The 25985-nt window shown below is 59.0% G+C and carries 26 protein-coding genes and 1 pseudogene; 17 read left to right on the top strand and 10 right to left on the bottom strand.

The window, feature by feature from the left end:
• Positions 1-329: 329 nt before the first annotated feature.
• The 3 genes from ACTF4R_RS18995 to ACTF4R_RS19005 all read right to left on the bottom strand — a co-directional run bounded on the left by ACTF4R_RS18995 (position 330) and on the right by ACTF4R_RS19005 (position 2727).
• Complete coding sequence (locus ACTF4R_RS18995) at positions 330-761, bottom strand: universal stress protein (RefSeq protein WP_440009783.1); 432 nt, start codon at positions 759-761, stop codon at positions 330-332.
• A 180-nt stretch (positions 762-941) separates the two neighbouring features.
• Entirely contained in the window at positions 942-1307 is a 366-nt protein-coding gene (locus ACTF4R_RS19000) for an MFS transporter (RefSeq protein ID WP_440009785.1), read from the bottom strand.
• 217 nt (positions 1308-1524) lie between these two features.
• Entirely contained in the window at positions 1525-2727 is a 1203-nt protein-coding gene (locus ACTF4R_RS19005) for an iron-containing alcohol dehydrogenase family protein (protein WP_440009786.1), read from the bottom strand.
• Positions 2728-3093: 366 nt separating this feature from the next.
• On the opposite strand from ACTF4R_RS19005, the gene ACTF4R_RS19010 reads away from it, so the two are divergent.
• The 5 genes and pseudogenes from ACTF4R_RS19010 to ACTF4R_RS19030 all read left to right on the top strand — a co-directional run bounded on the left by ACTF4R_RS19010 (position 3094) and on the right by ACTF4R_RS19030 (position 6330).
• The gene (locus tag ACTF4R_RS19010; protein ID WP_440009789.1) at positions 3094-3369 is read left to right on the top strand and encodes a thiamine pyrophosphate-binding protein; all 276 of its coding nucleotides are present in this window, start codon (positions 3094-3096) and stop codon (positions 3367-3369) included.
• A 371-nt stretch (positions 3370-3740) separates the two neighbouring features.
• A complete protein-coding gene (locus ACTF4R_RS19015; protein ID WP_433627783.1) occupies positions 3741-4148 on the top strand; it encodes a PPC domain-containing DNA-binding protein in 408 nt (135 codons plus the stop codon).
• A gap of 167 nt (positions 4149-4315) precedes the next feature.
• A pseudogene (locus ACTF4R_RS19020) lies at positions 4316-4591 on the top strand (acyl-CoA dehydrogenase family protein); the annotation flags it as partial.
• Positions 4592-4643: 52 nt separating this feature from the next.
• The gene (locus ACTF4R_RS19025) at positions 4644-5246 is read left to right on the top strand and encodes a MaoC family dehydratase (RefSeq protein WP_440009791.1); all 603 of its coding nucleotides are present in this window, start codon (positions 4644-4646) and stop codon (positions 5244-5246) included.
• 313 nt (positions 5247-5559) lie between these two features.
• Positions 5560-6330, top strand: coding sequence for an IclR family transcriptional regulator (locus tag ACTF4R_RS19030; RefSeq protein WP_440009794.1), 771 nt, complete (start codon positions 5560-5562; stop codon positions 6328-6330).
• Between the two features lie 307 nt (positions 6331-6637).
• Here the strand turns inward: ACTF4R_RS19030 and ACTF4R_RS19035 are convergent, their stop codons facing one another.
• Together ACTF4R_RS19035 and ACTF4R_RS19040 are read right to left on the bottom strand one after the other, a co-directional pair.
• Positions 6638-7000 carry a hypothetical protein gene (locus tag ACTF4R_RS19035; RefSeq protein WP_440009795.1) on the bottom strand — a complete coding sequence of 121 codons (363 nt, stop codon included), beginning with the start codon at positions 6998-7000 and terminating at the stop codon, positions 6638-6640.
• 156 nt (positions 7001-7156) lie between these two features.
• Positions 7157-7918, bottom strand: a complete 762-nt coding sequence (locus tag ACTF4R_RS19040; RefSeq protein ID WP_440009798.1) for an IclR family transcriptional regulator — start codon at positions 7916-7918, stop codon at positions 7157-7159.
• A gap of 210 nt (positions 7919-8128) precedes the next feature.
• Here ACTF4R_RS19040 and ACTF4R_RS19045 point away from each other — a divergent pair, with 210 nt between their 5' ends.
• Genes ACTF4R_RS19045 through ACTF4R_RS19055 form a run of 3 tightly spaced genes read left to right on the top strand, consistent with a single transcriptional unit; the run spans position 8129 to position 10901 of the window.
• Positions 8129-8920 carry an SDR family oxidoreductase gene (locus ACTF4R_RS19045; RefSeq protein ID WP_440009937.1) on the top strand — a complete coding sequence of 264 codons (792 nt, stop codon included), beginning with the start codon at positions 8129-8131 and terminating at the stop codon, positions 8918-8920.
• A 7-nt stretch (positions 8921-8927) separates the two neighbouring features.
• The gene (locus ACTF4R_RS19050) at positions 8928-9746 is read left to right on the top strand and encodes a fumarylacetoacetate hydrolase family protein (protein WP_440009939.1); all 819 of its coding nucleotides are present in this window, start codon (positions 8928-8930) and stop codon (positions 9744-9746) included.
• 51 nt (positions 9747-9797) lie between these two features.
• Entirely contained in the window at positions 9798-10901 is a 1104-nt protein-coding gene (locus tag ACTF4R_RS19055; RefSeq protein WP_440009801.1) for a mandelate racemase/muconate lactonizing enzyme family protein, read from the top strand.
• 25 nt (positions 10902-10926) lie between these two features.
• Here the strand turns inward: ACTF4R_RS19055 and ACTF4R_RS19060 are convergent, their stop codons facing one another.
• Positions 10927-11646 carry a metal-dependent hydrolase gene (locus ACTF4R_RS19060; RefSeq protein ID WP_440009804.1) on the bottom strand — a complete coding sequence of 240 codons (720 nt, stop codon included), beginning with the start codon at positions 11644-11646 and terminating at the stop codon, positions 10927-10929.
• Between the two features lie 93 nt (positions 11647-11739).
• Between ACTF4R_RS19060 and ACTF4R_RS19065 the strand changes: the two genes are divergently transcribed.
• The 7 genes from ACTF4R_RS19065 (at position 11740) to ACTF4R_RS19095 (ending at position 18294) form a co-directional block, all read left to right on the top strand.
• The gene (locus tag ACTF4R_RS19065) at positions 11740-12573 is read left to right on the top strand and encodes an NAD-dependent epimerase/dehydratase family protein (protein ID WP_440009806.1); all 834 of its coding nucleotides are present in this window, start codon (positions 11740-11742) and stop codon (positions 12571-12573) included.
• Entirely contained in the window at positions 12458-13513 is a 1056-nt protein-coding gene (locus ACTF4R_RS19070) for a nucleoside hydrolase (RefSeq protein WP_440009809.1), read from the top strand. Before ACTF4R_RS19065 ends, ACTF4R_RS19070 begins: the two co-directional genes overlap by 116 nt.
• Positions 13514-13532: 19 nt before the next feature.
• A complete protein-coding gene (locus ACTF4R_RS19075; RefSeq protein WP_440009810.1) occupies positions 13533-14000 on the top strand; it encodes a universal stress protein in 468 nt (155 codons plus the stop codon).
• Between the two features lie 93 nt (positions 14001-14093).
• On the top strand, positions 14094-14717 hold the full coding sequence (locus ACTF4R_RS19080; RefSeq protein WP_440009813.1) for an ECF transporter S component: 624 nt from the start codon (positions 14094-14096) through the stop codon (positions 14715-14717).
• Between the two features lie 72 nt (positions 14718-14789).
• The gene (locus tag ACTF4R_RS19085) at positions 14790-15569 is read left to right on the top strand and encodes an energy-coupling factor transporter transmembrane component T family protein (protein WP_440009816.1); all 780 of its coding nucleotides are present in this window, start codon (positions 14790-14792) and stop codon (positions 15567-15569) included.
• Entirely contained in the window at positions 15566-17311 is a 1746-nt protein-coding gene (locus ACTF4R_RS19090; RefSeq protein WP_440009817.1) for an ABC transporter ATP-binding protein, read from the top strand. The genes ACTF4R_RS19085 and ACTF4R_RS19090 overlap by 4 nt, the downstream gene beginning before the upstream one ends.
• Positions 17312-17355: 44 nt before the next feature.
• On the top strand, positions 17356-18294 hold the full coding sequence (locus ACTF4R_RS19095) for a nucleoside hydrolase (RefSeq protein ID WP_440009819.1): 939 nt from the start codon (positions 17356-17358) through the stop codon (positions 18292-18294).
• A gap of 149 nt (positions 18295-18443) precedes the next feature.
• Here the strand turns inward: ACTF4R_RS19095 and ACTF4R_RS19100 are convergent, their stop codons facing one another.
• From ACTF4R_RS19100 to ACTF4R_RS19115, 4 genes are all read right to left on the bottom strand, one after another.
• Positions 18444-19073 (bottom strand): ECF transporter S component, encoded by a 630-nt coding sequence (locus tag ACTF4R_RS19100; RefSeq protein WP_440009822.1) that lies wholly within the window; start codon positions 19071-19073, stop codon positions 18444-18446.
• 246 nt (positions 19074-19319) lie between these two features.
• A complete protein-coding gene (locus ACTF4R_RS19105) occupies positions 19320-19781 on the bottom strand; it encodes a nucleoside 2-deoxyribosyltransferase (RefSeq protein ID WP_440009823.1) in 462 nt (153 codons plus the stop codon).
• A 151-nt stretch (positions 19782-19932) separates the two neighbouring features.
• A complete protein-coding gene (locus ACTF4R_RS19110) occupies positions 19933-20382 on the bottom strand; it encodes a nucleoside 2-deoxyribosyltransferase (protein WP_440009826.1) in 450 nt (149 codons plus the stop codon).
• Between the two features lie 76 nt (positions 20383-20458).
• A complete protein-coding gene (locus ACTF4R_RS19115) occupies positions 20459-21511 on the bottom strand; it encodes a mannonate dehydratase (RefSeq protein WP_440009828.1) in 1053 nt (350 codons plus the stop codon).
• Positions 21512-21904: 393 nt separating this feature from the next.
• Here ACTF4R_RS19115 and ACTF4R_RS19120 point away from each other — a divergent pair, with 393 nt between their 5' ends.
• Positions 21905-22831 carry a DMT family transporter gene (locus tag ACTF4R_RS19120; RefSeq protein WP_440009830.1) on the top strand — a complete coding sequence of 309 codons (927 nt, stop codon included), beginning with the start codon at positions 21905-21907 and terminating at the stop codon, positions 22829-22831.
• Positions 22832-23314: 483 nt separating this feature from the next.
• Positions 23315-25888: a lamin tail domain-containing protein gene (locus ACTF4R_RS19125; RefSeq protein ID WP_440009833.1), complete on the top strand. Its 2574-nt coding sequence runs from the start codon at positions 23315-23317 to the stop codon at positions 25886-25888.
• Positions 25889-25985 lie beyond the last annotated feature (97 nt).

Consider the following 25985-nt stretch of genomic DNA (forward strand, 5'->3'; position numbering starts at 1 on the left):
TCACCTGCGGTACCGGCGATTTGATATCGCTATATAAGATTTATAAAAATCGAGATGGCCGTTTTCGAGGGGTAGGAATCCTGTTGTGGCCCGCTTCATCGGAAGTGGTGGTGTGCGACCTACTTCCGGTTATATCCATAAACGGAAGTGGATTCGACCGAACCGACGCCCTCGGGGAAGCACGAAATGGGGTTCCACCAGCGAACGGCCGGTTGCTGGCCGAAATTCCGTACCGCGGAGAGGGTAGAATCGACCAGGCGGTATCGAGTTAGTGCAGTATACTAACAGCGAGGAAGGCGCTTTTAGAGATACCCGCTAACGCTTCCGAGCTATCGGACGACGGTGACGGTGACGGGCGACTCGCGGACGACGGCCGTGGCGACGGTTCCCAACAGCCGCCGGGTAGCGTCTCCGCGCTCGCCGCCGTGCCCGCCCATAACGACGTGATCGACGTCACGATTCTCGACGTACTCCAGAATCGTCTCTGCGGGATCACCCGTCTCGACGACCGTTTCTACGGTCCGGTCTTCAGTCGCTGCCCGATCTTCGGCGCGCTCGATCAGCCGGTCGGCTCGTTTCCGTGCGGTCGTCCGTCGCCTTTCGTCCGGTTCCAGTATGCCGCCCTCGCTCATCGTGGCGTCCAACGGAGTGACGATGTTTAGCACAGTTACTCGACAGTCAAAGACTGTGAGAGCGTGCGTCAACGCCTCGTCCGCCAGCGGCGATCCGTCCAGTGGGACGAGCACGTGTACGGGAGGCATACGGATGCTTGGCGGACGATACGTATAAGTGACTATGAAACCTGTCGACCATACACAAACTTGAGCGAATACCCAGGTACGGAGAACGACGAAAATACTGTAACCTTTGCAGGGTGGTCGCCGCCGAAGGTCGTGCGGTCCTCCTCACTCGGTCACGGTCACCAGCAGAGGGCAACGGAGCTAGCGCTCCAAAATACAACGAACACAGGACACCACGGCGAGCGCGCCGACACTCACCGTCATGACGACCAGGCTGGCGATGAGCACCTTCCGGTCGCCGATGCGATTGCTCGGAAGACCGGCCGGGAACTGCGACAGGCCGTACACCGTCCAGATGACGGTGATGGTAAATCCGGCGGTTGCGTTGTCGATAGCGAACGTCGTCTTTATCCCGGGCAACAGTACTGGAATCGTGATGCGCGTTCCCAGAATCAACAGCCATCCGAGTGCGATGGCGACGAGTGCCCACCCGCGGCCATCACCGCGCAGTGAACCGACCGTGTGTTCGACGTGTCCTTTCGGCTGGACAGTGCTGGCAGATACCATTCGATGGTGGATTGCGTTAACCTGACTTCGACGCTCCTGTTATACTTTCCGGCCTCGGTGTTCCTGTTCGTCGACGATTCGGCCGGACCTCTACGAGACGGGGACGACGCACGAACGTCGTATCTCACCGGTGACCGTGTGCAGTAACCTCCGATCCGATTCGACCGAGTGTATTCGGCGCCAGCGTCGTTCCGGACTTTCGCTGGCCAGTCTACGATTACCAGGCATCACGGAGCACTGCCTCGATGTCCTCGACGTTCGGGTCCAGTCCCGCCGGCACACGATTCATCGGCGAATCGTCGACGATGAACTCGGCAATCGCCGGTACGTCCTCCCGCCGCGTTTCGGGGAGTTCCCGGAGACGCGTCGGCACGGCGAGTGCATCTCGCAACTCGGTGACCGCGTCGATGACCGCGTCGGCCAACTCGGCATCGGAGCGGTCGGCCGAGTCGATTCCGAACCCGTTCGCCAGCGCGGCACGGTTCGCATCCACCTCCGCGAAGAGGTACCGGAGAACGTGCGGGACGACAACCGCGTGCACCGCTCCCTGTTGGACAGCGTACCGACGGGCGAACCCGTGTCCGAAAGCGTGAACGATCGAGATCTTCCGGTCGAGTTGGACGAGTAGCGAGCCGGCCACCGCCCGGTCGATCGTCCCGGCGTCGGCGGGCCCTTTGTCACCGGCGACCCGCGGGAGTGCGTCGCTCAGTAGCCGCATCCCGTGTACTGCCGTTGCGTCGCTAATGGGGTTCGCGTCCCGGGCGTACGGCGTCTCGAGCCCCTTGTCGAAACCGTTCATCGCCGAACCGGCCAGCGCGCTCGCGGGCGTCGTCTCGAACAGGGACGGGTCGGCGAAGTCAGCGACCGGCATCGCGGATCCGCTGACGCTCACCGGTTGGTCCGTCGGTGACTCCACCGCCGAGAGGACCTCGACCGACCCGCCACTCGACACGTCCGCGCCCGCGAACGTCGTCGGGACGACGACTACCGGCGGACGCTCGTCGTCCGAATCGGGCGAACGGAGTTCCCCTTTGCGCGCCCCAGCACGGAGGTCTGCGAGCGAACGACCGTCCCGAGCGAAAACGCTAGCCTGCCGGGCTATGTCGAGACTACTGCCGCCTCCAACGCCGACGAGGACGTCTACGTCTCGCTCGCGCATCTCGTCGATGACCTCGAAGGCAGTCTCGGCCCGTTTCTCCGATGTCGTCCGGTCGAAGACGCCGGCAAGACGTTCGCCGAGTCCTTCTTCGACCGGGTTCATCAGGTCCTCGTTGGACCCGACGTTCGACCCACAGACGACCATGGCGCGGTCGAGGTCGCGCTCCGCGAGGTAGCCACCCAGTCGGTCCACGCATCCGCGGCCGTAGATCAGGTCGCAGCCGCGGTGCTCGTATTCGAACGCGTCGGCTGTCTGGAGCATCGTTCGTTGATTGGACCGACTCCGCAATGAAGATGGCCGTCGTCCTCGGTGTCGGGCACTCAGACGTCGGGGGCCTGCATTTCACGGAATTGCGCGGCCTTCCGCAGCATCTCGGCGGTGTCGTCTCTCTCGCGGACGGCGGTCGGTTACGTGAAAAAGGAGCGCACGAACTCGCGTCCGTTTTTCTCTGTCGACGTCTGCGGTGGTACTGTCGACCCGCTATTCGATAGATTCGCGTGCACGTTACCCGAATTCGCGGGACTGTCCGCGAAGTGACCCTGGCGTATCACCGGAGAGCCGTCCCACCGAGCGCTGGTGCGGTGACGACTGTCGTCAATCGAGCGCTGCCGCCAACTTCTCTACGGGGTGGGGAACGTCTTCGTCGTACTCGTCGCCGAGGGCGTCGACTACCTCTTCGGATTGCCGTCGAACCCGCTGTTCGACACCGGAGCCGTCGAGGACGCCGGCATCGAGACGACAATCGTCCGCCAGGAGCGGACGGGCGTGCACATGGCTGACGCCGTGAGCCGGGTTACCCCGGGCGACGAAGTCGGCGTGTTCGCCTGCCAGCACGGCCCCGGCACGGAGAACGCCTGGACAAGCTCTGCGTCAACGTCTGGGGCGACGGTGCCATCGGCATGACCGGACTCGACCTCGAAACCGACGCTCGCTACGACATCCCCGTCCTCTCCATCCTGCTGAACAACTTCGAGATGGCGGGCTACGAGACGCCGTTCGGCGGCGATTTCGGAACGGTAGCTGAAGGACTCGGCGCTTACAGTGAACGCATCGAGACCCCGCCGAAATCGCCGCCGCCATCGAGCGTGGCGTCGAGAAGACCAGGGAGGGGACGCCCGTCCTGCTGGAGTTCATCACCGCCAAGGAGACGGAACGCTCCAGGCCCGACCTCGGCTGAGCTTCGAGACCGTTCTTCGCGTTCGCCACTGACGACGGCGGGCCGACTCGCAAGCGGTACTACGAAGTGGGAGGTGACCATCATGGCGAACGGAACAATGGATCACGTACGCGAAGACGACCGAATCGTCGTTCGCCTCGACCCCGGCGAGGAAGTCCTCGACTCGCTCGAGACGCTGCGCGACGAGTACGACATCGAGAACGGCTTTCTGACCGGCATCGGGGCCGTCGACCGGGTCACGCTGGGCCACTACGACGTCGACGCCCAGGAGTACAGCGAGGAGGAGTTCACGGGCCAGTTCGAGGTGACGAGCTTCCTCGGAAATATCGGACCGGACAAGATACACACCCACATTCAAGTGGCGAACGACGCGTTCGAGTCGCTCGGTGGCCACTGCTCGGGGGCCAGAGTCTCGGGGACGTTCGAAGTGCTCGTGACTCTCGGCGAGACGTCGCTCACGCATCGACTGGACGAGCGGACCGGCCTCGACGTGTTCGACATCTAGTCGGCCGGCCCCGACTCTCCCGGCCCAACTCAGTCGAGACTCGGAAACGCTTCGACGTTGTACTCGCGGGTCGCGCCGGTGCTTGCGACGGACGGGACGCGTCGCTCGTGGTGGGAGCCGTGAGATCGGAGGTCGACCGAACTCCGGACGCCCTCCTGCACTGGACCGCCAAACAGATGACGTACGACGCCGCCGATGCGACCGCAGAGTCGAGCGACGAACTCGGCGCGCGGGCCAACATGTCCAAGTACCTCGCGGCGGAGGCGTTTTTCGAGGCCGCCGACGCCGTGGTCTAGACCCACGGCGGGTTCGGGGTCGCGACCGAATACGACGTCGAGCGGTACTTCCGTGAGGCGCGACTCACGCGGTTAGTTCCGATAACCCAGCAGTTCGTGCTGAACTACGTCGGGGAGAAGGTGCTCGGACTGCCTCGCTCGTACTAACGTCCCCCGCGAAAGTTTTAGTACCGCCTCAGTTAGCTATGTAATCGGTACGATGGTGGATACCGACAGCTCCGACGCCGACGACGAGGACGCTTCCGTCCAGGACGATGCGAACTCCCGACAGCTCGTCTCGGGGTGGCAAGGACGCTATTATGAGGACTTCGATGTCGGGGATATCTACAAACACCCTTACGGGCGGACCGTGACCGAAACCGACAACGTCTGGTTCACGAACGTCAGCATGAACCTCAATCCGATGCACTTCAACGAGGCGTACGCCGCGGAGACCGAGTTCGGCGAGCGGCTCGTCGACGGAACGTACGTCATCGCGCTGGCCGTCGGCATGAGCGTCATCGACGTCTCCCAGAACGCGACCGCGAACCTCGGTTACGACGATATTCGACATCACGCGCCGGTGTTTCACGGCGATACTATCTTCGCGGAAAGCGAAGTCGTGGACAAGCGGGAGAGCGAGTCCCGAGACCACGTCGGCATCGTGACGACCGAGTTGCGAGCGTACAATCAGCACGACGAACTGGTACTGTCGCTCGAACGAACGCCGATGGTACTGAAACGCGAACACGCCCAACCGAGTGCCGCCACGCCTCCAGGGTGGATCGAAGGGGTCGGGACTCAGCCCGAAGACCTCGACTGAGAAGCCTCGTTCGCCATCGCCGAGTCGAACGGCACACGCTACCGCCCCGAACGCCAGTAGAAGAATGGTCTTTTCCGGTTCGTCTGGCCGCCTCGCCGGAGTATCGTAGAACGCGCAGTCGGAACGAGGCCAGTATCGTTTCGCCGTTGCCGAATCGAGGCGTACGTGGGTCGATATCCTGCCTTTCGAAGCTCGCTCGGCAGTTTCGCTGCGCTACCCCGGGAACAGTACGGTGAAACCCCCCGTATCGGCGCGAATATCGGTTCACGAGGGCCGAACTATAAGTAGTTGGATGTAGAACCAGGAGACAGGCATGCCAAGAAGTGACACGGGCGGCCGAACGGTCAAGGCGACCGAAACTGCATTCGCTATCATCGAAGGACTCGAGGAACTCGACGGAGCGCGAGTGACGCAGCTGGCCGAGCACCTGGAACTCGCCAACAGTACGACACATAGCCACCTCGCAACGCTGTACGAGATGGGCTACGTGGTGCAGGAAGGTGACGAGTACCAACTCGCCTCGCGCTTTCTCAAACTGGGCGAGGCTGCGAAGGAACGCAAGGAGGCGTTCGACCTTATCGAACCCAAGGTGAGAGAACTAGCCGAGGAAACGGAGGAGCGATGTCAGTTCATCGTCGAGGAACACGGCCGCGGCGTCTACCTCCACAGGGAAACCGGTAGTAGAGCGGTCTGGACCGACTCCGGCCTCGGTAAGCGGATCCATCTCCACGCGACCGCCGCTGGAAAGGTGGTGCTTGCGAACCTCCCCGAGGAACAGACCAACCAGATTCTCGACCAGTGGGGACTGCCTGCCCTGACGGACAATACCATCACGGACAGGGCTACTCTTTTCGACGAACTGGACACCATCCGCGAGCAGGGGTTCGCGGTTAACAGGGAGGAGAGTACGGAGGGACTTCGAGCGGTCGGCGTTCCAATCAAGGACAGTTCCGGCAGAATGGTCGGGGCACTGAGCGTCTCCGGACCGAGTCACCGGATGAAAGGTGAATGGTTCAACCGGGACATTCCGAACCTGTTACTCGGAACGGCGAACGAACTCGAGTTGAATCTGAAATACTCATGAACAGACAGGTCGACACGACCGGCCACCGTCGCTCTCGGTTGTCACCGCCATCAATGCTTCACTGCGGTGTAGCAGACGACTGAGGCTGTTTCGGGACTTACGAAACGGTCCACCATCGATAGTTGCGTTCCCTCTCTCAGCGACAAGCGACCCGTTGGCCTTTACAAAGCTAGTGCTGTAATGTTTGACAGAACGGCGTTTCGAGGCTGCCCCAGTTCCCCGCACCGTTCGACGGATAGAACGAACGTACGAACTGACGAGGAGGGGCGAGCAACTCGAAGTGCCCTCGGCGGGTGACGACGAGGACTTACGACCCGTGCGAGCGATCGTACCCAGTCGACGAGCTCTTCGAAGATGGCGGCTGTGTCTGTCTCCGAACGCTGCAAACTCCTATTACAACGCTGGGAATGTAATATAACCGAAGCGGGTCAAGTGCAGCCTTGAGCACCAGAAATCCGAGGGCGACGACCGAGACGCGTTTCGAAGAGTTCCGGACGACCCGCCACGAATTCGCCGGCGATACACGAACGCCGAACAGGACAGTTCCAGTCACGTCGCCGACCTCATACAGGAAGCGAACTAGCCCAACAATGGCGAAAGTGAAATCGCCGAGGTTGAAGACGAACCGGCGGCCCGCGACGACGTTGGGAAGCACTGAGAGAACGTTCACGAGGAGTTTCCCCCACTTCCGGATGGCGTCGACTGGATCGAGGCGCAGGTGGTCAGGGAGTTCGCCCGGTACACGGTTCCGTCCACGTGTGGGGTGACTCCAATCGTCGCGTCATTGCTCTTTAGAATCGGATCCAATTTAGCTCTACTAAATGGGTCAGGAATAGGAGAGATTGATTCCGATAACGTTCGCAGCGCGAGTTACGAGTTCGGGGACAGTATCGTGAAGACGGTCCCCCTCCATACGACTCGCCGGGCCTGCTACGCTGACAGCACCCTGGACCCGGTCATCGTTAGTGATGACTGGTGCAGCCACGCAGCGAATGCCTTTTGCTCTCTCTTCCATGTCGTACGCGTATCCTCGCTCTCGAACGTCTTCGAGCGTCTCGAAAAGCTCTTCGCGATTACTGACCGTATTTTCGGTACTCGGTGCAAGGCCGTGTTGGTTAACGATCTCGGTCACGTACTCCTCCGGGAGATGCGCTAGAATTGCTTTGCCCAGGCCTGTTTGATGGAGGTAGACGCGAGCGCCCACGCCAGTATCCAGAGAAAGTGCGTTCTCTCCTTTCGCACGGTGCAAATATATTCCTCGGCCATGTTCTTCGACGAGAAGATTGCCGAGCTCACCCGTCTCTTCGGCGAGTTTGTCCACTTCTGCAGCGCCAACGTTGAGGATCGTCTGCTGGTTTTTGACGTGCTCACCGAAGGTGAAGAATCGGAGACCGAGCTGATACTCGTTTCCCTCTTTTACGACCAGTTCAGCCTGTTCGAGGGTCGAAAGGTGATTGTGTACCGTGGCTCTGGTCGTATCGAGCTGTTCCGCGATTTCGCTTATCCTGGCTCCGTTACGTTCGTGTATTAGATTCAGTATACGGGTAGTAGTTTCCACGGCCATCACGGGGTTCTTTGCTTGTTTCATATTTGCCCGATTGGCATTCACCCACATAAAGATTATTTAGCTTCGCTAAACAGTCTTCCCAGCTCAGCATTTCGGTATAAACCACACACAATATCTGAACTCGAAAACCCGGGCTCTCGAAGCCTCCTGTAAGCATCGCTAAATCGCCTAATCACCATTTCGTAGGGGAAATTTTTATCCCGTCGGTGTCCGATGTCCCCACTGCTAACGATGGACTATGGAATAGATGGGCATACCGCTCTGGTTGCGGCATCCAGTAGCGGCCTCGGAAAAGCTGCAGCGAAAGCACTCGCAAGCGAAGGTGCAAACGTCGTCATCAACGGTCGTGACGAAGACCGACTCGAAGACGCCGTCGAAGACGTTCGAGACGTCGCCGACGGCGAAGTCGTTGGAGTACGAGCGGATCTCACGGACCCAGACGACATCGAACGGCTCGTCGACCGCACCGTCGATACGTTCGGAGGACTCGACCACCTCGTAACGAACTCGGGTGGACCACCGAGCGGTCCGTTTCTCGAAATGACCGACGAAGACTGGTACGACGCCTACGATCTGCTCGTGATGAGCGTCGTCCGCCTCGTTCGCGAAGCTGCGGACCCTCTTCGTGAAGGCAACGGCGGTACGATCGTCACCATCACCTCCCGTAGCGTCAAGGAAGCGATCGGTTCACTCGTGCTCTCGAACTCCGTTCGCATGAGTGTCGTCGGTCTCGAAAAGACACTATCGAAAGAACTGGCACCGGAGGTGCGGGCAAACGCCGTTCTGCCTGCACCTCACGAGACTGCACGCCAACAGGAACTCATCGAGGACGCCGTCGAACGCGGCGAATACGATTCCTACGAGGAAGGACTGGCTGCGAAAGGAGAAGGAAACCCACTCGGGCGTATCGGGGATCCGATGGAACTGGGCGAGGTAGTCGCATTCCTCAGCTCCGAACAGTCGAGTTTCGTTAACGGAACTGCGATTCCTGTCGACGGTGGACAGGGAGCTTCAAACCTCTAACGAGCGTATGCCTCGATTAGCACGCACGACAGACGGTACGCCGTTACTCGGTGACGAAGAGGGGTTCGTCCCCCTCTCGTCTGCAGACCCATCGCTCACCTCCGTCAAAGACGCGCTTCCACGAGCGGCCTCTGGCGACCTACCGACGCCGGATGACGCTGTTGCACAGCGCACGTCGGCAGCGGAGTTGTCGATCGCAGCACCGCTGGAACGCCCTGGCAAGCTCTGGGGAATCGGGCTGAACTATGCAGACCACGCTGCGGACTTGGACGAGGACCGTCCCACTGAACCGGCGAGTTTCATGAAACCCGCGTCGTCCGTGACGGGTCCAGACGGTCCGATCCGGCTGCCGCCGACGGACATCACCGACCACGTGACCGCCGAAGCTGAACTCGCGGTCGTCATCGGGCGGACGTGCTCGAATCTCGCCGAGAACGAAGTGGACGACGTCATCGCAGGGTATCTTCCCGTCATCGACATGACGGCGGAAGACATACTGAACCGGAACCCGCGGTTCCTGACCCGGGCGAAAAGCTTCGACACCTTCCTCGTGTTCGGACCATCGCTGCTTACGTCCGACGAGGTCGGCTTGCTCGACGATCTTACGGTTCGGACGATACACAACGACGAAGTTGTCGCCGAGAACGGCGTGCGGAACATGATGACGCCGCCACGAGAACTGGTTTCGTTCCATTCCAAGGTGATGACGCTCGAGCCAGGCGACGTTATCTCCACCGGGACACCAGGAGCAGTTCACATAACACCGGACGACGAGGTTCGCGCCGAAGTCGACGGTGTTGGTAGCGTTGTAGCTGATGTTGTCTAAGCAAACACCGACGAACAATCGACCCAAACGATCGAAACAGAGAATCCAACCATGAAAGTCACAGAAGTCGAAAGCTTTGCCGTATCGATTCCGCTCGACGAGCCCGTCGCGTTCGCAACTCGCGTCGTCGAACAGCGAGATCACGCGGTCGTCTACGTGCGAACAGAAGACGGCACCGAAGGCGTGGGATACACGCTCGGCTACGGCGGTGCGGACGTCGTTGCCAAGGCTGTCGAAGACGTCCTCGCCCCGATGATAGAGGGTGAAGATCCGCGCGACACGTCACGCCTCTGGCGAGAGATGTTCGATGGGACGGTACAGATCGGTCGTAAAGGCGTGATGCTGCGCGCGATCTCCTGTATCGACATCGCTCTCTGGGATATCAAGGCGAAGGCCGCGGATATGCCGCTCTACAAACTCCTCGGTGGTCACGCCGAAGAGGTTCCCGCATACGCTAGTGGCGGGTACTACCGCGAGGACAAGGGGCTCGAAGGGCTTCGCGAGGAGATGGAACGCTACGTCGACCGTGGCCACGACGTGGTAAAGATGAAGGTCGGCCGGCAACCGCTGGAAGAGGAGGTCGAGCGGGTTCGGGTCGCTCGTGAGGCGATCGGGCCGAATCGCACCCTTCTCATGGACGCGAACGGGAAGTGGAAGAACAAACAGGAGGCGGTACGTTCGTGCCGGGCGTTCGATGAGTACGACCCGTACTTCATCGAGGAGCCGGTTATGCCCGATAGTCTCGACCTCTACAGCGAGGTCAACGAATCGCTCGATTACGCCGTCGCCGGTGGAGAACTCGAGTTCAGTCGGTACGGCTTTGCCGACCTGCTCCGGGAAGATGCCGTCGAAGTCATTCAGCCCGACGTAACGGTCGTCGGTGGAATCACCGAGTGGATGCGCGTCGCCAACATGGCCGCGTGTCACGACATTCCCGTTGCACCCCACTACAACTGGGATCTTCACATCCAGCTCCTCGCGGCCATCGAGAACGGACTCTGGATCGAGTACTTCTACAGGGACTCGGACGTCAAGGCGTTCGACGACGTCCTCGAATATCCGATCGAACCTGAGGACGGGATGATCCAGCTGCCGGACCGTAGCGGCCACGGTGTGGAACTCAAACGAGACGCACTCGAGGAGTTCCGCATCTAAGCGACGGTTCCGGACCGTTCTCGAATCAGAGTTCGAGTCGCTCGTTCACGTCTAACTCGGTGACGGATGGTAACTCACCGTCAGTGCGAGCGGCCAGCTCGGTCTCGAACTCGTCTACTTCATCGCTGCCGGGGACGTAGTGTACCGGTACGATACGCTCGACGTCGAACCACGATGCAGCTGTCGCCGCATCACGCGGGGGAAGCGGGGCTCGGTCCCCCGGAGCGCCACCCACGGGAAGCATCACTACGTCAGGATCGTTCTGTTCGACGAACAGTTCGAGGTCGCTGAACAGCGACGTGTCCCCCACGTAGTAGAGGCTGCTGTCCGAGAATTCGAAGTGGAATCCGATGGGCATCCCCGACAATCGCTGGTTCGCCGATTCGAAATACGAGAGGTGACGAGTCTCGAGGATGCGGACGCCGATACCGTCGATATCGAACTCGTTACCCCAGATCACTCGCTCCACCTGTTCGGACGGTAGCCCTTCGTCGACGAGATGGTCTGCGACGGCAGGTTCGGTGAACACCCGGGCGCCGGACGTTTCTGCGATAGCAGCGGTGTCTCCGAGATGGTCGTAGGCCCCGTGTGTGACGAAGATACACTCGACGTCGGCGAAGTCGGAGATCTCCACGTCGACCCACTCCGGTTCGGTAAGCCATGGATCAACGAGTAGATGTGTGCTTTCGTGTTCGATGCTGAACGACGACAGGCCGTAGTATTCGAGTTCGGTTTCCGACGGCATCGTTCACGAATGTGGACGCGGGCTATAATACTATTTTGCCGCTGGCACCTGAACCTTTTTGACGCAGGGGTGAGAAACGATAGCACGTAAGCTATGACGACCAACGTCCTCCTCACTGGACCGTTCGGCCGGGTAGGAACTGCGATTATCGATCACCTGGCGGACCGCGACGAGTACGAGTTCACGTACCTCAATCGTTCGGACCGTGATGGCTTCGACACCGTCGTCGCTGACGTATCGAACTACGACGAGATACGGCCCGCGTTCGACGATCAAGACGCCGTCATCCACCTCGCGGGCTACCCTGAAACTGACGGGACGTGGAAAGAAACACTCGAGAACAACATCATCGGAATGTACAACACGCTGGAAGCGGCGAAGGACGCCGGCGTGCCGAAGTTCGTCTTCGGGTCGACGAACCACGTCGTCGGGATGTACGAGGTCGAGTTCAGTCCCGAGATTTACGAGCAAGACTTCGATCTCACCGTCGATCACACGTCTCCCCGGCGTCCGGACTCCTACTATGGCTCGTCGAAATCCTTCGACGAGGACCTCGGACGGTACTACGTCGAGAACTACGATGCTCCGGAGCAGTTCTACGCGCTACGAATCTGCTCGGTGCGTCACGAAGAGTACGACCATCCGTATGGCGATGCCGAACACGGCGTTGACGACGGTGACTGGGAACGTGGCAGTGACCAGTACGAGGAGAAGGTCGCCCGGATGAAGGCGATGTGGCAGTCTCGGCGGGATCTGGCCCATCAGGTCGAGTGCTGTCTACAGGACGACGACGTCGAATTCGACGTCTTCTATGGCGTCAGCGACAACGACCGCCGCTGGTTCGATATCGACCACGCTCGCGAGGTTATCGGCTACGAACCACGAGACAACGGCGAGGAGTGGGACGCTCCGCCGGAGGATCGGTGACTCCATGACGGACAAGTTACTTCTGGACGTCGATCCCGGCATCGACGATGCACTCGCAGTTCTGATGGCGCTTGGGAACGACGATGTCGAGGTCGTCGGGCTTTCCACGGTGATGGGGAACACGACGATCGAGAACACGACGGAAAATGCCCTCGCGCTGTTGGAGTTCGTCGACCGCACCGACGTGCCAGTCGCGCAGGGGGCGTCACGTCCACTCGCGGACGACCTCGTGATGGCCGAGTACATCCACGGCCCTGGCGGTGTTCCCGAGAACGTCCGAGCAGCACTCCCTGACCCGTCGACCGACACCGTCGACACTAACGCCGTCGATTTCATCATCGAACAGGCTCACGAACACGGCGACGACCTGACGATCGCTGCCGTCGGCCCCCAGACGAATATTGCCCTCGCGATGGCACTTGAACCCGAACTCCCGGAGATGGTGGGCGACATCTACCAGATGGGTGGGGCGCTGAAGACGACGGGGAACGTGACACCGCAAGCGTCGTTCAACTTCTATGTTGACGCCGCGGCCGCCGCCCGCGTCGTCCAGGACGGCCGGCCAAAGGTCGTCGGACTCGACGTGACCGAACCGGCGTATCTTCTGCCGGCGGCGCGAGAGGACTTCCGTAATCAAGGAGCGTTTGGCGACGTTGTCGCAGACATCCTGGAATACAAAGCACAGGGCCCTGACGGTGTGGTCGCCGAGGGTGGTTCCATCACCAGCGACGCAGTCGTACTTGCCAGTATCCTCGGGGATCCAGTGACGTTCGAGGAGGCGTACGTCGAGATCGACACGACGGGCGGTCCCTCGAACGGTGCGACGATCTACGACGAGCACGGCGTCTACGAGCAGTCACCGAACTGTGAGGTCGCGCTGGATGTCGACGTCGAGCGCTGTCGTGAGATCGTGCTGTCGAATTTGGAGGCGCTGCTCTGACGAATCTCTCAAAGAATACATGGACAAGATACTCGCAATCGTCGGACCGTCGGAAACGGACTTCGAACTCCTCGAAGAGGCTGGAGCTATCGCTGCCACGGCTGATGTAGAGGTCGTCATCCTCTCGCTCGTCATCGACGGCAGTGACTATGCGTCGGTCGATCGGATGCAGTCGTGGGTTGACCGGGACGCCAGCAGTGGACCGGGAGAGACCCCGGCTGACGTGGCCGCTCACTTTGCGGCGTCGGCTGGGGCCGATGTTCTCGATTCCCTGCAGGTGACGTACACATCCGTCGGTGATTCCGTCGAGGATACGCGACCTTCGGCGAAGGTGATCGACGTGGCAGAGAATCATGGCTGTGATCACGTGTACGTCGCGAATAGGAGCCGGTCGCCGGCGGGGAAGGCACTGTTCGGTGAGATGGCGCAGTCGATCATTCTCGGCTTCGATGGTTTCGTGACGGTTCGTACGGTCAACGAGCTGTAATATCCTTTTCTTTTTGGAGCGAATTGGCAACTGAGACTAACCCCAATATTTAATTGTTGTCGTTATACATTGTTATGGTACAGCGTATCAACTATGAGCGCCACAGCCGACTCGAACAGCCGTATCGAACGGCTCCAAGAAAGCGTATCAGCAGATTTCACAACGACGACGTGGGTCCTGATCCCGATCGGTATCGGTATCAACGCCATCGGCGGATTCATCGCTAGCACGCTGAAACTCCCGTTGTTCCTCGATAACATCGGGACGATGCTCATCGGTATCCTTGCCGGGCCTTGGGCGGCGGTTGTAACGGGAGCGTTAGCCAACATCGTTCAGGCGATGCTCGGGAATCCCGTCCAACTTGCATTCATGCCAGTCCCAATCGTAATTGGCTTCGTAACGGGCGTGTTGGCTCGTCGCGGCTGGTTCGACAGCGTCAAGAAAGCAGTCGTTCCGGCTGTCGTCTTGACGTTCGTTGCCTGGATCATTGCGACGCCCATCGTCGTTCTCGTCTTCGGCGGTGTCACCAGTTCCGGGACTAGCCTCGTCACCGCGACGCTCGTCGCGAGCGGCCGGAGCCTCATCGAAAGTGCGGCCTCGGCCCAACTGGCGGTTGAGTTCGTCGACAAGGGCGGCTCGACGTTCGTCGCATACTTCATCGGGAAGTCCGTACCCACCCGTTTCCTCCCACCACAGGGGCAAGATATATATTCGTAGTTGAGACACGATATGGTATGGCACGACGGAGCACTGCCCACAACCAGCATACTTTCACCCGAACACTAAACCATGGCTGAGAAGGACACATCAATATACCAACCCGGCGAGAGCGTTCTCCACCGGCTAAACCCCGTCACAGAAATCATCCTCGCTGTTTGTCTCTCGCTCATCGTCTTCATCGCCCCCGATTACCGAGTCGCACTGGTACTGGCCGTCGCCCTGTTTGGGTTCGTCTTCATCGCCAGAGTCCATAACCTAGTGCTACGACTCTATGGCGTCGTTGCCCTACCGTTCGCTTTCTTCCTGCTCCTCGTTCAGGGTATCTTGGCACCAGGGAAGAAAGTCACGCCACTCCTCTCGATTGGTCCCGTTACCATCTGGGAGCAGGGGTTCGTATCGGCTAGACTCATCTTCCTCCGTATCTCGGTGCTAATCCTGGCGTTTCTCCTTCTCGCCACTACGGCACAACCACAGCGCATCCGTATCGCTCTCATCGAGAAAGGTGTTCCGAACAAACTGGCGTACGTGTTCGTGGCGTCGCTCCAGATAATCCCGGAGATGCGCGACCGAGCACAATCGATCACGGAGGCCCAGCAGGCGCGCGGACTCGACACGAAAGCGAACCTCCGAACGAGACTTCAATCGATAACGGCATTGATGGCCCCACTGCTCATCAGCACCCTTATCGTCGCGAACACACGCGCACTCGCACTCAATGCAAGGGGATTCGAAGCAACGGGGCAGCGGACGTTCCTCTACGACATTCCCGACTCGACAGGTGAACAGGCGTTACGTTACATAGCCGGTGGTGCCGTCATCGCCACACTTGCATGGAGGATTGTCGCATGAGCCAACTCGAACTATCAGACGTTACGTTCCAGTACCAGACGCAACCGGACGACGAGTATGCAGTTACCGACACCTCACTCGCCATCGAAAAGGGGAGCTTCGTCGGAATCACCGGACCAAGTGAAGCAGGCAAAGCGACGATCTGCCGGCTTCTCTCCGGACAGATTCCGCACTTCTACAACGGAGACCTTTCCGGGACAGCAACGGTCGACGGGACGCCAACGAGTGAGCAGTCTATCGGTGAACTCTCGAAGAAAATCGGATTCGTCTTCGAGAACCCGTACGACCAGATGACTGGCGCGACGTCGACGGTGCTCGAAGAGGTTGCGTTCGGACTCGAAAGCCGTGGCCTCACCAGCCGGGAGATGCGAGAGCGCGCGAAGGAAGCGCTCGCCGTCATTGGCGTCGAAGACCTCATGGACCGCGACCCCCAGCAGTTGTCCGGTGGCCAGTGCCAACGGGTTGCCATCGCGTCGGTCATTGCGATGCAACCCGAGATTCTCGTCCTTCAGCAGCCCACAGCGCAGCTCGACCCCGAAGGCACCGAGGAAGTGTTCGATATCGTCAGCGACATGAACGACGAGGAGTACACGGTCATCATCGTCAGTCAAGAGCTCGAACAGCTCGCCCCACATCTGGATCGACTGCTGTACATGGAGGACGGACAGATCCGCCTCGACGACTCGCCACGAGCGATCCTTACCCGTGCTGTCGAAACGGACCTCCCTATCCCGGTCCCGACGACTATCGAAATCGGTCATCGTCTCCGCACGGCTGGAGCTATTCCGGAGGACGAACCAGTGCCGCTGACGGAAACGGAATGTCTCACCGAACTCCAACGCCTCGTCCCGGCACCAGCGTCGCCTAGCGGGGATGCCGCAGTAGAAACACGGAGTGACGGGAGCACGATCAACCGACCGTCGTCCTCGAACAGGAGCGATCGCGACGAGCCAGTCGTCCTTGACGATCTCCACCACACGTACGAAAGCGGCGTCGAGGCGCTTAGCGGCGTCTCGTTCTCGCTCGAGGATGGGTGTGTCTGTCTGATCGGACAAAACGGCGCGGGGAAGTCGACGCTGGTGAAGCACTTGAATGGCCTCCTCAGTCCGACCGAGGGTGCAGTGTACGTGCGAGGCACGGATACCCGCGATGCGACGGTCGCGGAACTCGCACACGATGTCGGTCTAAGCTTCCAAAATCCCGACGACCAGCTATTCCACAATTCAGTCGAGGAGGAAGTAGAGTACGGTCCCAGAAATCTGGACTACGACGAAGACGAGGTCGAGAAGCAGACCGAACGTGCGCTCGAACTGTTCGAACTCACCGAGCGACGGGAAGAGAACCCCTACGACTTCGGGGAGCCGTGGCGCAAACGAGTCGCTGCGGCGTCCATCGTCGCGATGGACACGCCCGTGATAGTCCTCGACGAGCCAACGAGTGGACAGGACGCCCCGGGTCGGCAGTGTCTCGGCAACGCCGTCGAGACGCTCGTCGATCGAGGCAAGCTCGTCGTCGTCATCACGCACGACATCGACTTCGTTCGCGAACACGCTGACCGGACAATCCTGCTCTCGCAGGGGTCAGCGATCGCTGACGGGGACACGCAAACGGTGCTCGGCGACCCCGAAACCCTTGCTCGCTCGAACGTCCATCCACCGACCGTAACCCAATTCGGCTTGAAGCTCGGCGTGGGACCTGTTATGTCCGTAGACGAATTGTTCGACGCGATCGAAGCAAAATAACTACGAACCAGAAGATAATTACCACAACCACAACGAGATCCACTATGAGCCAGAAACTACTGCTAGATGTCGATCCAGGTAACGACGACGCAATCGCTCTGTTCATCGCGCTCGGCTCCGACGAGGTCGACCTCGTCGGCGTTACGACCGTGATGGGGAACACGACGATCGAGAACACGACCGAAAACGCTCTCACACTCCTCCAGTACGTCGACCGCACCGACGTGCCAGTCGCACGAGGGGCCTCGCGTCCACTTGCAGACGAACTCGAAACTGCAGAGCACGTTCACGGGCCCGGCGGTCTTCCCGAAGAAGTCAGAGCAGATCTCCCCGAATGTAGTACGACCCCAATCGATACCCACGCTGTCGATTTCATCATCGAGCAGGCTCGCGAGCACGGCGACGACCTGACGATCGCAGCCGTCGGCCCTCAGACGAATCTCGCGCTCGCACTCGCGAAAGAGCCGGCTCTTCCGGAGATGGTGGGCGACATCTACCAGATGGGCGGAGCCCTGAAGACGACGGGGAACGTGACACCGCAAGCGTCGTTCAACTTCTATGCTGACGCCCCGGCCGCTGCTCGCGTCGTCCAGGACGGCCGGCCGAAGGTCGTCGGACTCGACGTGACCGAGCACGTGTACGTCGACACCGAAGATATCCGTGCCCTCGCCGAGGAGCCTGCACCCCTCTCCACCATGGCGTCTATCCTCGAGTTCAGTATCGAAGAGGTGCGTTCGAAGTTCGGTCACGACGGTGGTCTCGCGAGCGATGCTGTCGTGCTCGCCGACATCGTCAACGATGCGCTGGAGTTCGAGGAGGCGTACGTCGAGATCGACACGACGGGCGGTCCCTCGAACGGTGCGACGATCTACGACGAGCACGGCGTCTACGAGCAGTCGCCGAACTGTGAGGTCGCACTTGGCGTCGACGGTGAGCGGTACGCCCAGACCGTCCTCGAATCGCTGCGTTCGTTCGGGGAGTAACTTCCCGCATTCGCACGGCAGCTCGTCGAGGTAAACCAAATCTTTCTCCGACTATTTCCACCTAATCGTCGTTACCCGCGATATTTCTAGTAGAACCCTTTCCACGGCTGCTGGGTTCCGGCTGAAAATAATCCGTTTCTGGCGGGGTTTCAGGAGAGCGCCTGTTGGCCCTGCATCGGGAGGTAGCGCTGCGGGACTGCTTCCGCGATCAGATAGGCTGCATACGCCATGATAGTTTTGTCGACGATGTCGACGATCAACTGAGAGAGCAAGGCGCTTACCGCGATATTGAGGCCAGATGCGACGAAGAGACTCGTAACGACGCTCATGCCGGCACTCGTTACGCCGCCGAAGACGACGACGACGACCGGGACTGAAAAGACCACTGACGTGAGCCCGACCAGCACTCCGGCGATGACGACTTTTCTTGCGTTTTCGAACAAGCCTCGGCGAGCGAGGAAACCGGCCACGAGTCCCATGGCGATGGGTGACATTACGAACGCCATCTGTATCGGATTTCCGATCATTCCGCTGACGACGTTACTCAGTCCGCCGGTCAGTGCAGCTGCCCACGGTCCGACCAGGATGGCCAACAAGATGGTCCCGATATTGTCGAGGAACAGCGGGAGTTTCAGCGTGTTAGCGATGAAACCACCTGCGGCGTTCAATCCGATGCCGACTGGAATCAGGACCCACGTCGTCGTTGATGAGAAATCGGAGCCGATCTGCGATTTAAGCGATCCGAACCTGCTAGTCGTATCACTGGTACTGTCTGCCATTGACTACCACACAGGTGGTTTCCCTCTTTAACTATTAAAATTACTGGTCAGAGTCGAGAACAACGGGAGAGAAAGAAACTCGCAGGCATGTACGTCAACGACAGACACTCACCGATAATTCCATGCTTGCCTACAGTGAGGGTCGAGAACGATACTGAATTTAGAATCGTAGTATCCAACTGAGGAGAGACACCGTGCAACTCCTATTCACACAAATATCGATAGCCGGCCCGCACGGAGTAGTTGCTACTCGGTAAATTCTGCAGAGCGGTTGGCATACTCGTTGACTGTAGCAACCAGGTCCTCTGGCTCTTCGACGATCTCGTCGAGAACACCGTAGACCATCGCATTGTATGGTTCGTCCCTGGCGAAAACACGTCGATCCGTTTTCAGGCCGATGACGGGGATATCGTGTTCGTACGCGATAGCTGCCTCGATAACTGTCCCTTCGGATGGGACGCGACCGTCGAGGGTTGCTGTCACGACGTCTGCCTCGAGGACGCCATTGCGGTCGATTTCGAAGATCTCCTGGAGTACATCCTCGGTCGTAGCGTTTTCATCGTTCATCACCTCCAGTTCGCCAATATCGCCGACGTCTCTCTGCGGAAGGAAGACGTCGTAGCCTTCTGCTTCGAGCATTCCACACACTCGTTCGTTGAAATCTCGTTCCGCCTGGTTGAACAATGGACCCGCGAAGTATACGTCCATGTGTAGCAATCACGTCCACCCACTACTTAAAATGATGCTATACTCTGCCAAATGTTAGGTGTGCACTGTCGAGGGTAGAGCGACGAATTCTCTGGACGAAACTACCTCTCTGACAGCGCTACAGAGGGCTTGAGAAACGGTCTCTTGTCCGCTACTGGCCCGACTGCCCAGCGTCGTGTTTGTTGACCGCTTCAACAAGTGCCTCAGGGGTATCGACCCGCTGCTGGAACAACCCATGCAGCATGGCATTGTACTCTTCTTGCCGACCGAAGGTGCGTCGGTCAGTCTTGAGCGCGATAACGGGAATGTCGTGGTCGTAGGCGAACGCCATTTCGACGCAGACGCCCTCGGAAGGGACACGGCCGTCGAGCGTGGCCGTAACGATATCCGCGTCCAGCACGTTCTGCCGATCAAGTTCGAAGATCTCCTGCATCGCCTCTTCTTCACTCTTATCCTCAACGAGGACGTTGCTCTCGAGACCGTCCCGCTGAGGAAGGAAGACGTCGTGTCCTTCCGCTTCGAGCATGCCGCACACGCGTTCGTTGAACTCTAACTCTGCTTCCGTGAATAACGGAGCTGCGAAATAGACGCTCTTAGACATCCTGTAACACATTCTCCAGACGGATAATAAATATTGGGTGCACGAACCGGGTCGTCGGTTCCAGGCTCTCTGGGGACTACCGCTGTTGTGCCTGGACGCCTTTCAAGAGACCCTTGAGGTAGCCGACAGTGTACGTACGGCCTGTGACGCTCCCGAACTCCCAGTCGGTGTCTCCTTCCATAGCCGGGACGTGATCGGGCGTCATCACGCCCGAAAAGCCGATGTCCTGGAGGGTTTCCATGACTTCGAACTCGTCGAAGTTACTGGCCTCGTCGTCGAGAAACGTTTCGTGGAACTCCGGGACAGTACCGACAACGTCACGGAAGTGGACGTACACGATATTTTCGCCGCCGAAGTGTCGAAGGACGTCTGGGATTTCTTCGCCCATCTCCGACCAACATCCGAGGCAAAACTTGAGGCCATGGTTGTCACTCGGAACCAGATTCATCGCGCGTTTAAAGTTCTCGAAATTCCGGAACAGAAGAGGAACACCGCCTAGTTCCTCCACAGGAGGATCACTGGGGTGGACACCGAGTGTAACCCCTGCCTCCTCAGCGACAGGGAGTATCTCTGAGAGGTACTCTTCGTACGCCGACCAAATCTCTTCTTCGTCGTACTCTCGGTCGTAGAGCAACGTCTCGTCATCGATATCCTCGTCCGAGAATGAGGATGCTTCGGCACCACCGCGTATCTCTACTGTTCGAGAGGTACGGACGGCCCCGTCTGGTGGATGGCCACTATATCCTAGAACAGGAACACCGGCCCGACCCAGATTCCGAATCGTCGTCTTGATTGCCTCAGTTTTCTCCTCACGGTTCTCGTCTCCGAGCAGAATCTCGTACAAGGGAATCGGCATCTTCTCGAATGCAAACAGACGAAGTCCGTGTGATTCGATACGGTCCTGTACAGATGTGATTTCATCGTACGTCCAGGCTCGCCCCATTGGCATTGCCGAATCGAATCCGGAATGACGGTGCGGAGTGAGCAGTACGTCCTCAACGCCTAGCTGCTTCATCAATTGCAGTAGATCGTCCGTCAGAGGCTTGTAACTACCCATCGCCACCCGCATTGATAGGTCCTCAAACCGATCCTGGCTTTCCGCTTCACTATCAGAACGTTGGACGGGCATCGAAGAGAGGTTAGTTGCTATCCTATATAATAGTTGTAGGTGGAATGATCCGCACCCGCTCAAAAATCCAGACCAGCTGTTTCCTCCACGGGAATGGATGGTAGCTATCCATATGTTTAAACCAACACTCCGTCTTCGACTCGTTCTCACCTACTACGTCAGCGAAACTGATTGTAGAGATGTAACTTGTAACCACTATTTCTACCCTTACGATAAGTACGTTTCGGTGGTACCGGGAGTGGGACCATCGTGAATCGGCGAGTAGACGGTACTTTGAGTTATCGTAGCGTACGCACGTTGCTTCGCCAAACGAGGTGGCGTAAGGGACTGGAGTACGTTTTCGAGTAGAACAGAATCAGGAAGAATAACAGTACAGCGGCCATCCGATGGGGTGTGAACAATCGTTTTGCTACTGTCGGACTGTTCGGGAGTCTGGCCATCTTGTGGGGGCTTTCGTTTCTCGCGATTTCCGTCGGACTCGAATCGCTCGAACCGGTGCTTCTCGCTGCCTTCCGATACGACGTCGCCGCCGTCCTCCTGCTTGGCTATGCGACCGTCGCTAACACTACCTGGCGACCGACCGATCGTGCGAACGTTAGTGCCGTTCTCGCCGGCGCAGTGTTCCTCGTCGGGTCGAATGCATTCCTCTTTATCGGCCAGCAGACCGTGTCTACCGGAATGGCGGCTATCCTGCAGAGTCTACTCCCGATCATGACGTCACTGTGGGCGCTGGGTTTCCTACCAGAGGAACGCGTCTCGATGATTGGCGCTGTCGGTATCGTGTTGGGATTTCTCGGTGTCGGGTTGATCGTGCGCCCGGATCCCGCTCACCTGCTCGGAAGCGAGATCGTCGGCCGACTCTTGGTTTTTGTCCAAGTTGCAGGCGTGGCGCTGGGAGGCGTTCTCATTCAACGGGTAGGTCCAACGCTCGACAAGGCTGCTCTCTCGGGCTGGTCGATGTTCTTTGGGGGGCTTCTCCTCCATGCCGTCAGCGTCAGTCTTGGCGAGTCGTTCTCACTTCCGACGTCTTTCGAGGCCGGTGTTGCTGTCGCATATCTCGGCATCTTTGCCACCGCTATCGCCTTTTTCATCTACTTCACTCTCCTGGAGGTCCGGGGCGCACTCGAAACGTCACTGGTTTCCTATCTTATCCCGGTCGTCGCCACGATAGTGGGAGTTATCGCCCTGGGAGAGTCCATTACACCCCTTACAATCGCCGGTTTCTTTGTCGTCTTCACTGGATTTATACTCCTCAAACGTCGGGCGATTGCCGACCTACTGAACGAGACGACGAAGCAGAAAGAGAGAACGGGGAGCTAAATCGCAACCAAGTGGCCATCGGAGGTGTGCCCCCGTCTCGGAAAAGTACGACGTAGCATCCATCGCGACGAGGAAACATCGTCTACGAGTCATCCGGGGGAGCCACAGACAACTCTTCTTACCGCCCTGGATCGTTCACCGGTTGCTCAACGAACACGGTGTGCGGACAGGACTGGATCGCTCGTCTGCAACTCCTTCGTGGGAACTGTATGGAAACTGCCAAAAATCCCGGCACATGAAAGAAAGGTTTGAATTTATACTACTAACCCCGGTATTTATGGTGAATTACTCCAGGTTTCTATCATGCGACGACGGCAGTTTCTCAGCACGTTCGGTCTCGCAGTTGCAGGGAGTACAACGTCACGTGAACTACTCGATGGTGCACGAGCAGCGACGACGACAATCGACTCTCTCGAGTTCGACTCGACAGCTAGTCTCCTCGATGGAAGCGGCGGTGAGCTGACCGACGAGACAGAGGTTGCAGTGTGGGCTGAGAGCACGGCGTCGAACGAAGACGCGGATGGGAATGGTGATGCGACACGCTACAGTGATTCGACGGCTATCCCGGTCGTCGCTGTCGATGGCGATGTCGTCGGATTCGGTGCGACGCTCGTCTCGAACGATGCGAACTTCAGGAGTGGGAACGAGGAGTTCGTGCTGAACGTCTGGGACACGCATCTTGGCGGGAGTGGAACTGTCCTCTACGACGAGGGTCACGACCAGTATCACTCGCTCGCTGACTTCTCGAACATGGCGAACTACGCCGAGGAGAACGGCTATACGGTCCAAGCTACGTCGACGCTTGCGTCGGACCTCTCGTCGGCTGATGCTGCATGGATCACTGGCCCTGCGACGGCGTTCACATCCTCCGAAAAGCAATCGCTCGCCGGCTTCGTCGCCGATGGCGGAGTACTGTTCTGTCACGACCGAGCGGACTACTCGAACCACGACGAGACCGCGAACTTCAACGACATCGCCAGCGATCTATCACTGGCCTTCCGGTTCAACGACGACCAGGTGACCGACGACACGAACAACGGTGGCGCGTACTACAAACCTACGACCGACCAGTACAACACCGCTTTCGAGTACTTCACTGATCGGCCAGGGATGGAGATCGACCCGGATGTAACGCACGACGTCGCGGTTATCGACGTCAACGACGGTGACACTGTCGACGTGCGCTTCGATAGTGGCCGCGAAGAGACGATTCGGATTCTCGGCATCGACACGCCCGAGAAAGCGGCGTACCAACGGTACGAGCGCGAAGAGGAATGGGAAGGCATCGAGAGTCTCGACTATCTCGCGACGTGGGGGGCGAACGCGTCCGAGTACGCCAGCCAGGAGTTGAGTAGTACTCGCATCGACCTGTCCTTCGACGACGGCGAGGCGGGCATCTTCGATGCCTACGACCGACTGCTCGGCTACATCCACTACGATGCGTCGGGTGATGGCGTTCGGAATACGTTCTACAACTACGAGATGGTCCGGAAGGGGTATGCCCGCCTCTACAGTTCGTCGTTCACGAACCACGAGTCGTTCTACGACGCCGAGGCTGATGCGCAGGCGAACGCCCGCCGTGTCTGGACTGATAGCGACCCGGCTGACTCCTCAGAGTATCGGAACCGCGACGCAGACGACCTCTTTTTCCCGCAAGCGACGACGGTCAAAACCACCGACGGCGCCGTTCCAGACAGTGACGTCGCAGTCGTCGCTGAGTCGTCGGCCACTCAGTCAGTGACCGGTGGGTACGATTACGGGAGTAGCGACCTGCCGCTGGTCGGCGTCGACGAGACGGCTGGCGTCGCAGTGGTCGGCGGGTTGCTCATCGACGAGACTTACGAGAAGGAAGAAGGCTTTGCGGTCGATACCGCATCCTACGAGAACTTCGTCGTCCTGACGAACCTCATCGACTACCTCTCTCATCGCGATGGTCAGGTGCTCGTCGATGGAGGACACAACCAGTTCGGCGACGATTTCGCGCTCTCCAGTGAGGATGCAGCGTACTATCAACGTCATCTCGAGGGATTCGATATCGCGTTCGAGCAGGTGAACGAACTGACGACGGCAAACCTCTCTCGTGGCCGCGTTCTCGTCGTGACCACGCCGCCACAGTCGTTCACCAGCACCGAACTCGACGCTGTCCAGGGGTTCGTCGACGATGGTGGGGCGGTCGTTCTGATGGGGGCGAGCAACGCGCCCGATTCCGCCGTGACGAATTTGAACGAGATCGCGTCATCGCTCGGCACGCACCTGCGTCTCAACGATGATGCTGTCACCGACTCGACGAACAACGTCAACGCCGACTCCTCGCTCCCGACGACGACCGTGTTCGACACCAGCTATCCTATATTCTCGGCGTATCCGTCGGTCGGTGGGGCCGGTGCGCTCTCTATTGCTGAAATCCACGAGGACGCTGCCGGGACGGACGCAGACAACCTGAACGACGAATACGTCGTCTTCGAGAATACGGGGACTGGTGATCTCGACCTGACTGGATGGTCGGTCGAGGACGCGGTGGGTCATACCTACGAGTTCCCGAGCGGGTATACGCTGACGCCGGGGGCATCCGTTACGTTGCATACGGGGAGTGGAACGGACACCGACAGTGACCTCTACTGGAATTACGGGTCGTCAGTCTGGAACAACGACAGCGACACGTGCTCGGTCTACGACGATACGGGGTCGCTCGTCACGGAGCAGTCGTATCCATCCTCGTCGGGAAGTGGTGCAATCGATGTCCAGAGCGTCCACGCTGACGCTGCGGGCAGTGACTCGAGCAACTTGAACGACGAGTACGTCGTCTTCGAGAACACGGGCAGTGCGACGCTCGATTGCACTGGCTACACCGTCGAGGACGCAGCGGGCCACACGTACGCGTTCCCCGATGGGTTCTCACTCGATGCTGGTGCGACAGTGACGCTACATACGGGGAGTGGAACGGATACCGCCAGCGATCTGTACTGGGGGAGCGGGTCGCCGATCTGGAACAACTCCGGCGATACAGTGTACGTCTTTGACGATGCAGGAACTCGAGTCGAGACGTACAGTTACTGATCGATATCACTGGTGGTGACCCAGAGTAACCGCTGTGGCTGCCGATGGAATGGACGTCTGAACCCCCCACAGTACGCAGAGGACACTCGGTGTTCTT

The organism is Halomicrococcus pelagicus (genome assembly GCF_051917725.1).
In the GTDB taxonomy this organism is placed as follows: Archaea; Halobacteriota; Halobacteria; order Halobacteriales; family Haladaptataceae; genus Halomicrococcus.

What these genes read in the sequence shown, in the direction of transcription:
- ACTF4R_RS19115 (WP_440009828.1), bottom strand. Translation starts at nt 21,511, where the DNA reads ATGCCCGTCCAACGTTCTGATAGTGAAGCGGAAAGCCAGGATCGGTTT.
- ACTF4R_RS19005 (WP_440009786.1), bottom strand. Translation starts at nt 2,727, where the DNA reads ATGCTCCAGACAGCCGACGCGTTCGAATACGAGCACCGCGGCTGCGAC.
- ACTF4R_RS19030 (WP_440009794.1), top strand. Translation starts at nt 5,560, where the DNA reads ATGCCAAGAAGTGACACGGGCGGCCGAACGGTCAAGGCGACCGAAACT.
- ACTF4R_RS19065 (WP_440009806.1), top strand. Translation starts at nt 11,740, where the DNA reads ATGACGACCAACGTCCTCCTCACTGGACCGTTCGGCCGGGTAGGAACT.
- ACTF4R_RS19110 (WP_440009826.1), bottom strand. Translation starts at nt 20,382, where the DNA reads ATGTCTAAGAGCGTCTATTTCGCAGCTCCGTTATTCACGGAAGCAGAG.
- ACTF4R_RS19040 (WP_440009798.1), bottom strand. Translation starts at nt 7,918, where the DNA reads ATGAAACAAGCAAAGAACCCCGTGATGGCCGTGGAAACTACTACCCGT.
- ACTF4R_RS19100 (WP_440009822.1), bottom strand. Translation starts at nt 19,073, where the DNA reads ATGGCAGACAGTACCAGTGATACGACTAGCAGGTTCGGATCGCTTAAA.
- ACTF4R_RS19025 (WP_440009791.1), top strand. Translation starts at nt 4,644, where the DNA reads ATGGTGGATACCGACAGCTCCGACGCCGACGACGAGGACGCTTCCGTC.
- ACTF4R_RS19105 (WP_440009823.1), bottom strand. Translation starts at nt 19,781, where the DNA reads ATGGACGTATACTTCGCGGGTCCATTGTTCAACCAGGCGGAACGAGAT.
- ACTF4R_RS19090 (WP_440009817.1), top strand. Translation starts at nt 15,566, where the DNA reads ATGAGCCAACTCGAACTATCAGACGTTACGTTCCAGTACCAGACGCAA.
- ACTF4R_RS19055 (WP_440009801.1), top strand. Translation starts at nt 9,798, where the DNA reads ATGAAAGTCACAGAAGTCGAAAGCTTTGCCGTATCGATTCCGCTCGAC.
- ACTF4R_RS19085 (WP_440009816.1), top strand. Translation starts at nt 14,790, where the DNA reads ATGGCTGAGAAGGACACATCAATATACCAACCCGGCGAGAGCGTTCTC.
- ACTF4R_RS19075 (WP_440009810.1), top strand. Translation starts at nt 13,533, where the DNA reads ATGGACAAGATACTCGCAATCGTCGGACCGTCGGAAACGGACTTCGAA.
- ACTF4R_RS18995 (WP_440009783.1), bottom strand. Translation starts at nt 761, where the DNA reads ATGCCTCCCGTACACGTGCTCGTCCCACTGGACGGATCGCCGCTGGCG.
- ACTF4R_RS19050 (WP_440009939.1), top strand. Translation starts at nt 8,928, where the DNA reads ATGCCTCGATTAGCACGCACGACAGACGGTACGCCGTTACTCGGTGAC.
- ACTF4R_RS19015 (WP_433627783.1), top strand. Translation starts at nt 3,741, where the DNA reads ATGGATCACGTACGCGAAGACGACCGAATCGTCGTTCGCCTCGACCCC.
- ACTF4R_RS19000 (WP_440009785.1), bottom strand. Translation starts at nt 1,307, where the DNA reads ATGGTATCTGCCAGCACTGTCCAGCCGAAAGGACACGTCGAACACACG.
- ACTF4R_RS19095 (WP_440009819.1), top strand. Translation starts at nt 17,356, where the DNA reads ATGAGCCAGAAACTACTGCTAGATGTCGATCCAGGTAACGACGACGCA.
- ACTF4R_RS19080 (WP_440009813.1), top strand. Translation starts at nt 14,094, where the DNA reads ATGAGCGCCACAGCCGACTCGAACAGCCGTATCGAACGGCTCCAAGAA.
- ACTF4R_RS19070 (WP_440009809.1), top strand. Translation starts at nt 12,458, where the DNA reads ATGGCGTCAGCGACAACGACCGCCGCTGGTTCGATATCGACCACGCTC.
- ACTF4R_RS19045 (WP_440009937.1), top strand. Translation starts at nt 8,129, where the DNA reads ATGGACTATGGAATAGATGGGCATACCGCTCTGGTTGCGGCATCCAGT.
- ACTF4R_RS19060 (WP_440009804.1), bottom strand. Translation starts at nt 11,646, where the DNA reads ATGCCGTCGGAAACCGAACTCGAATACTACGGCCTGTCGTCGTTCAGC.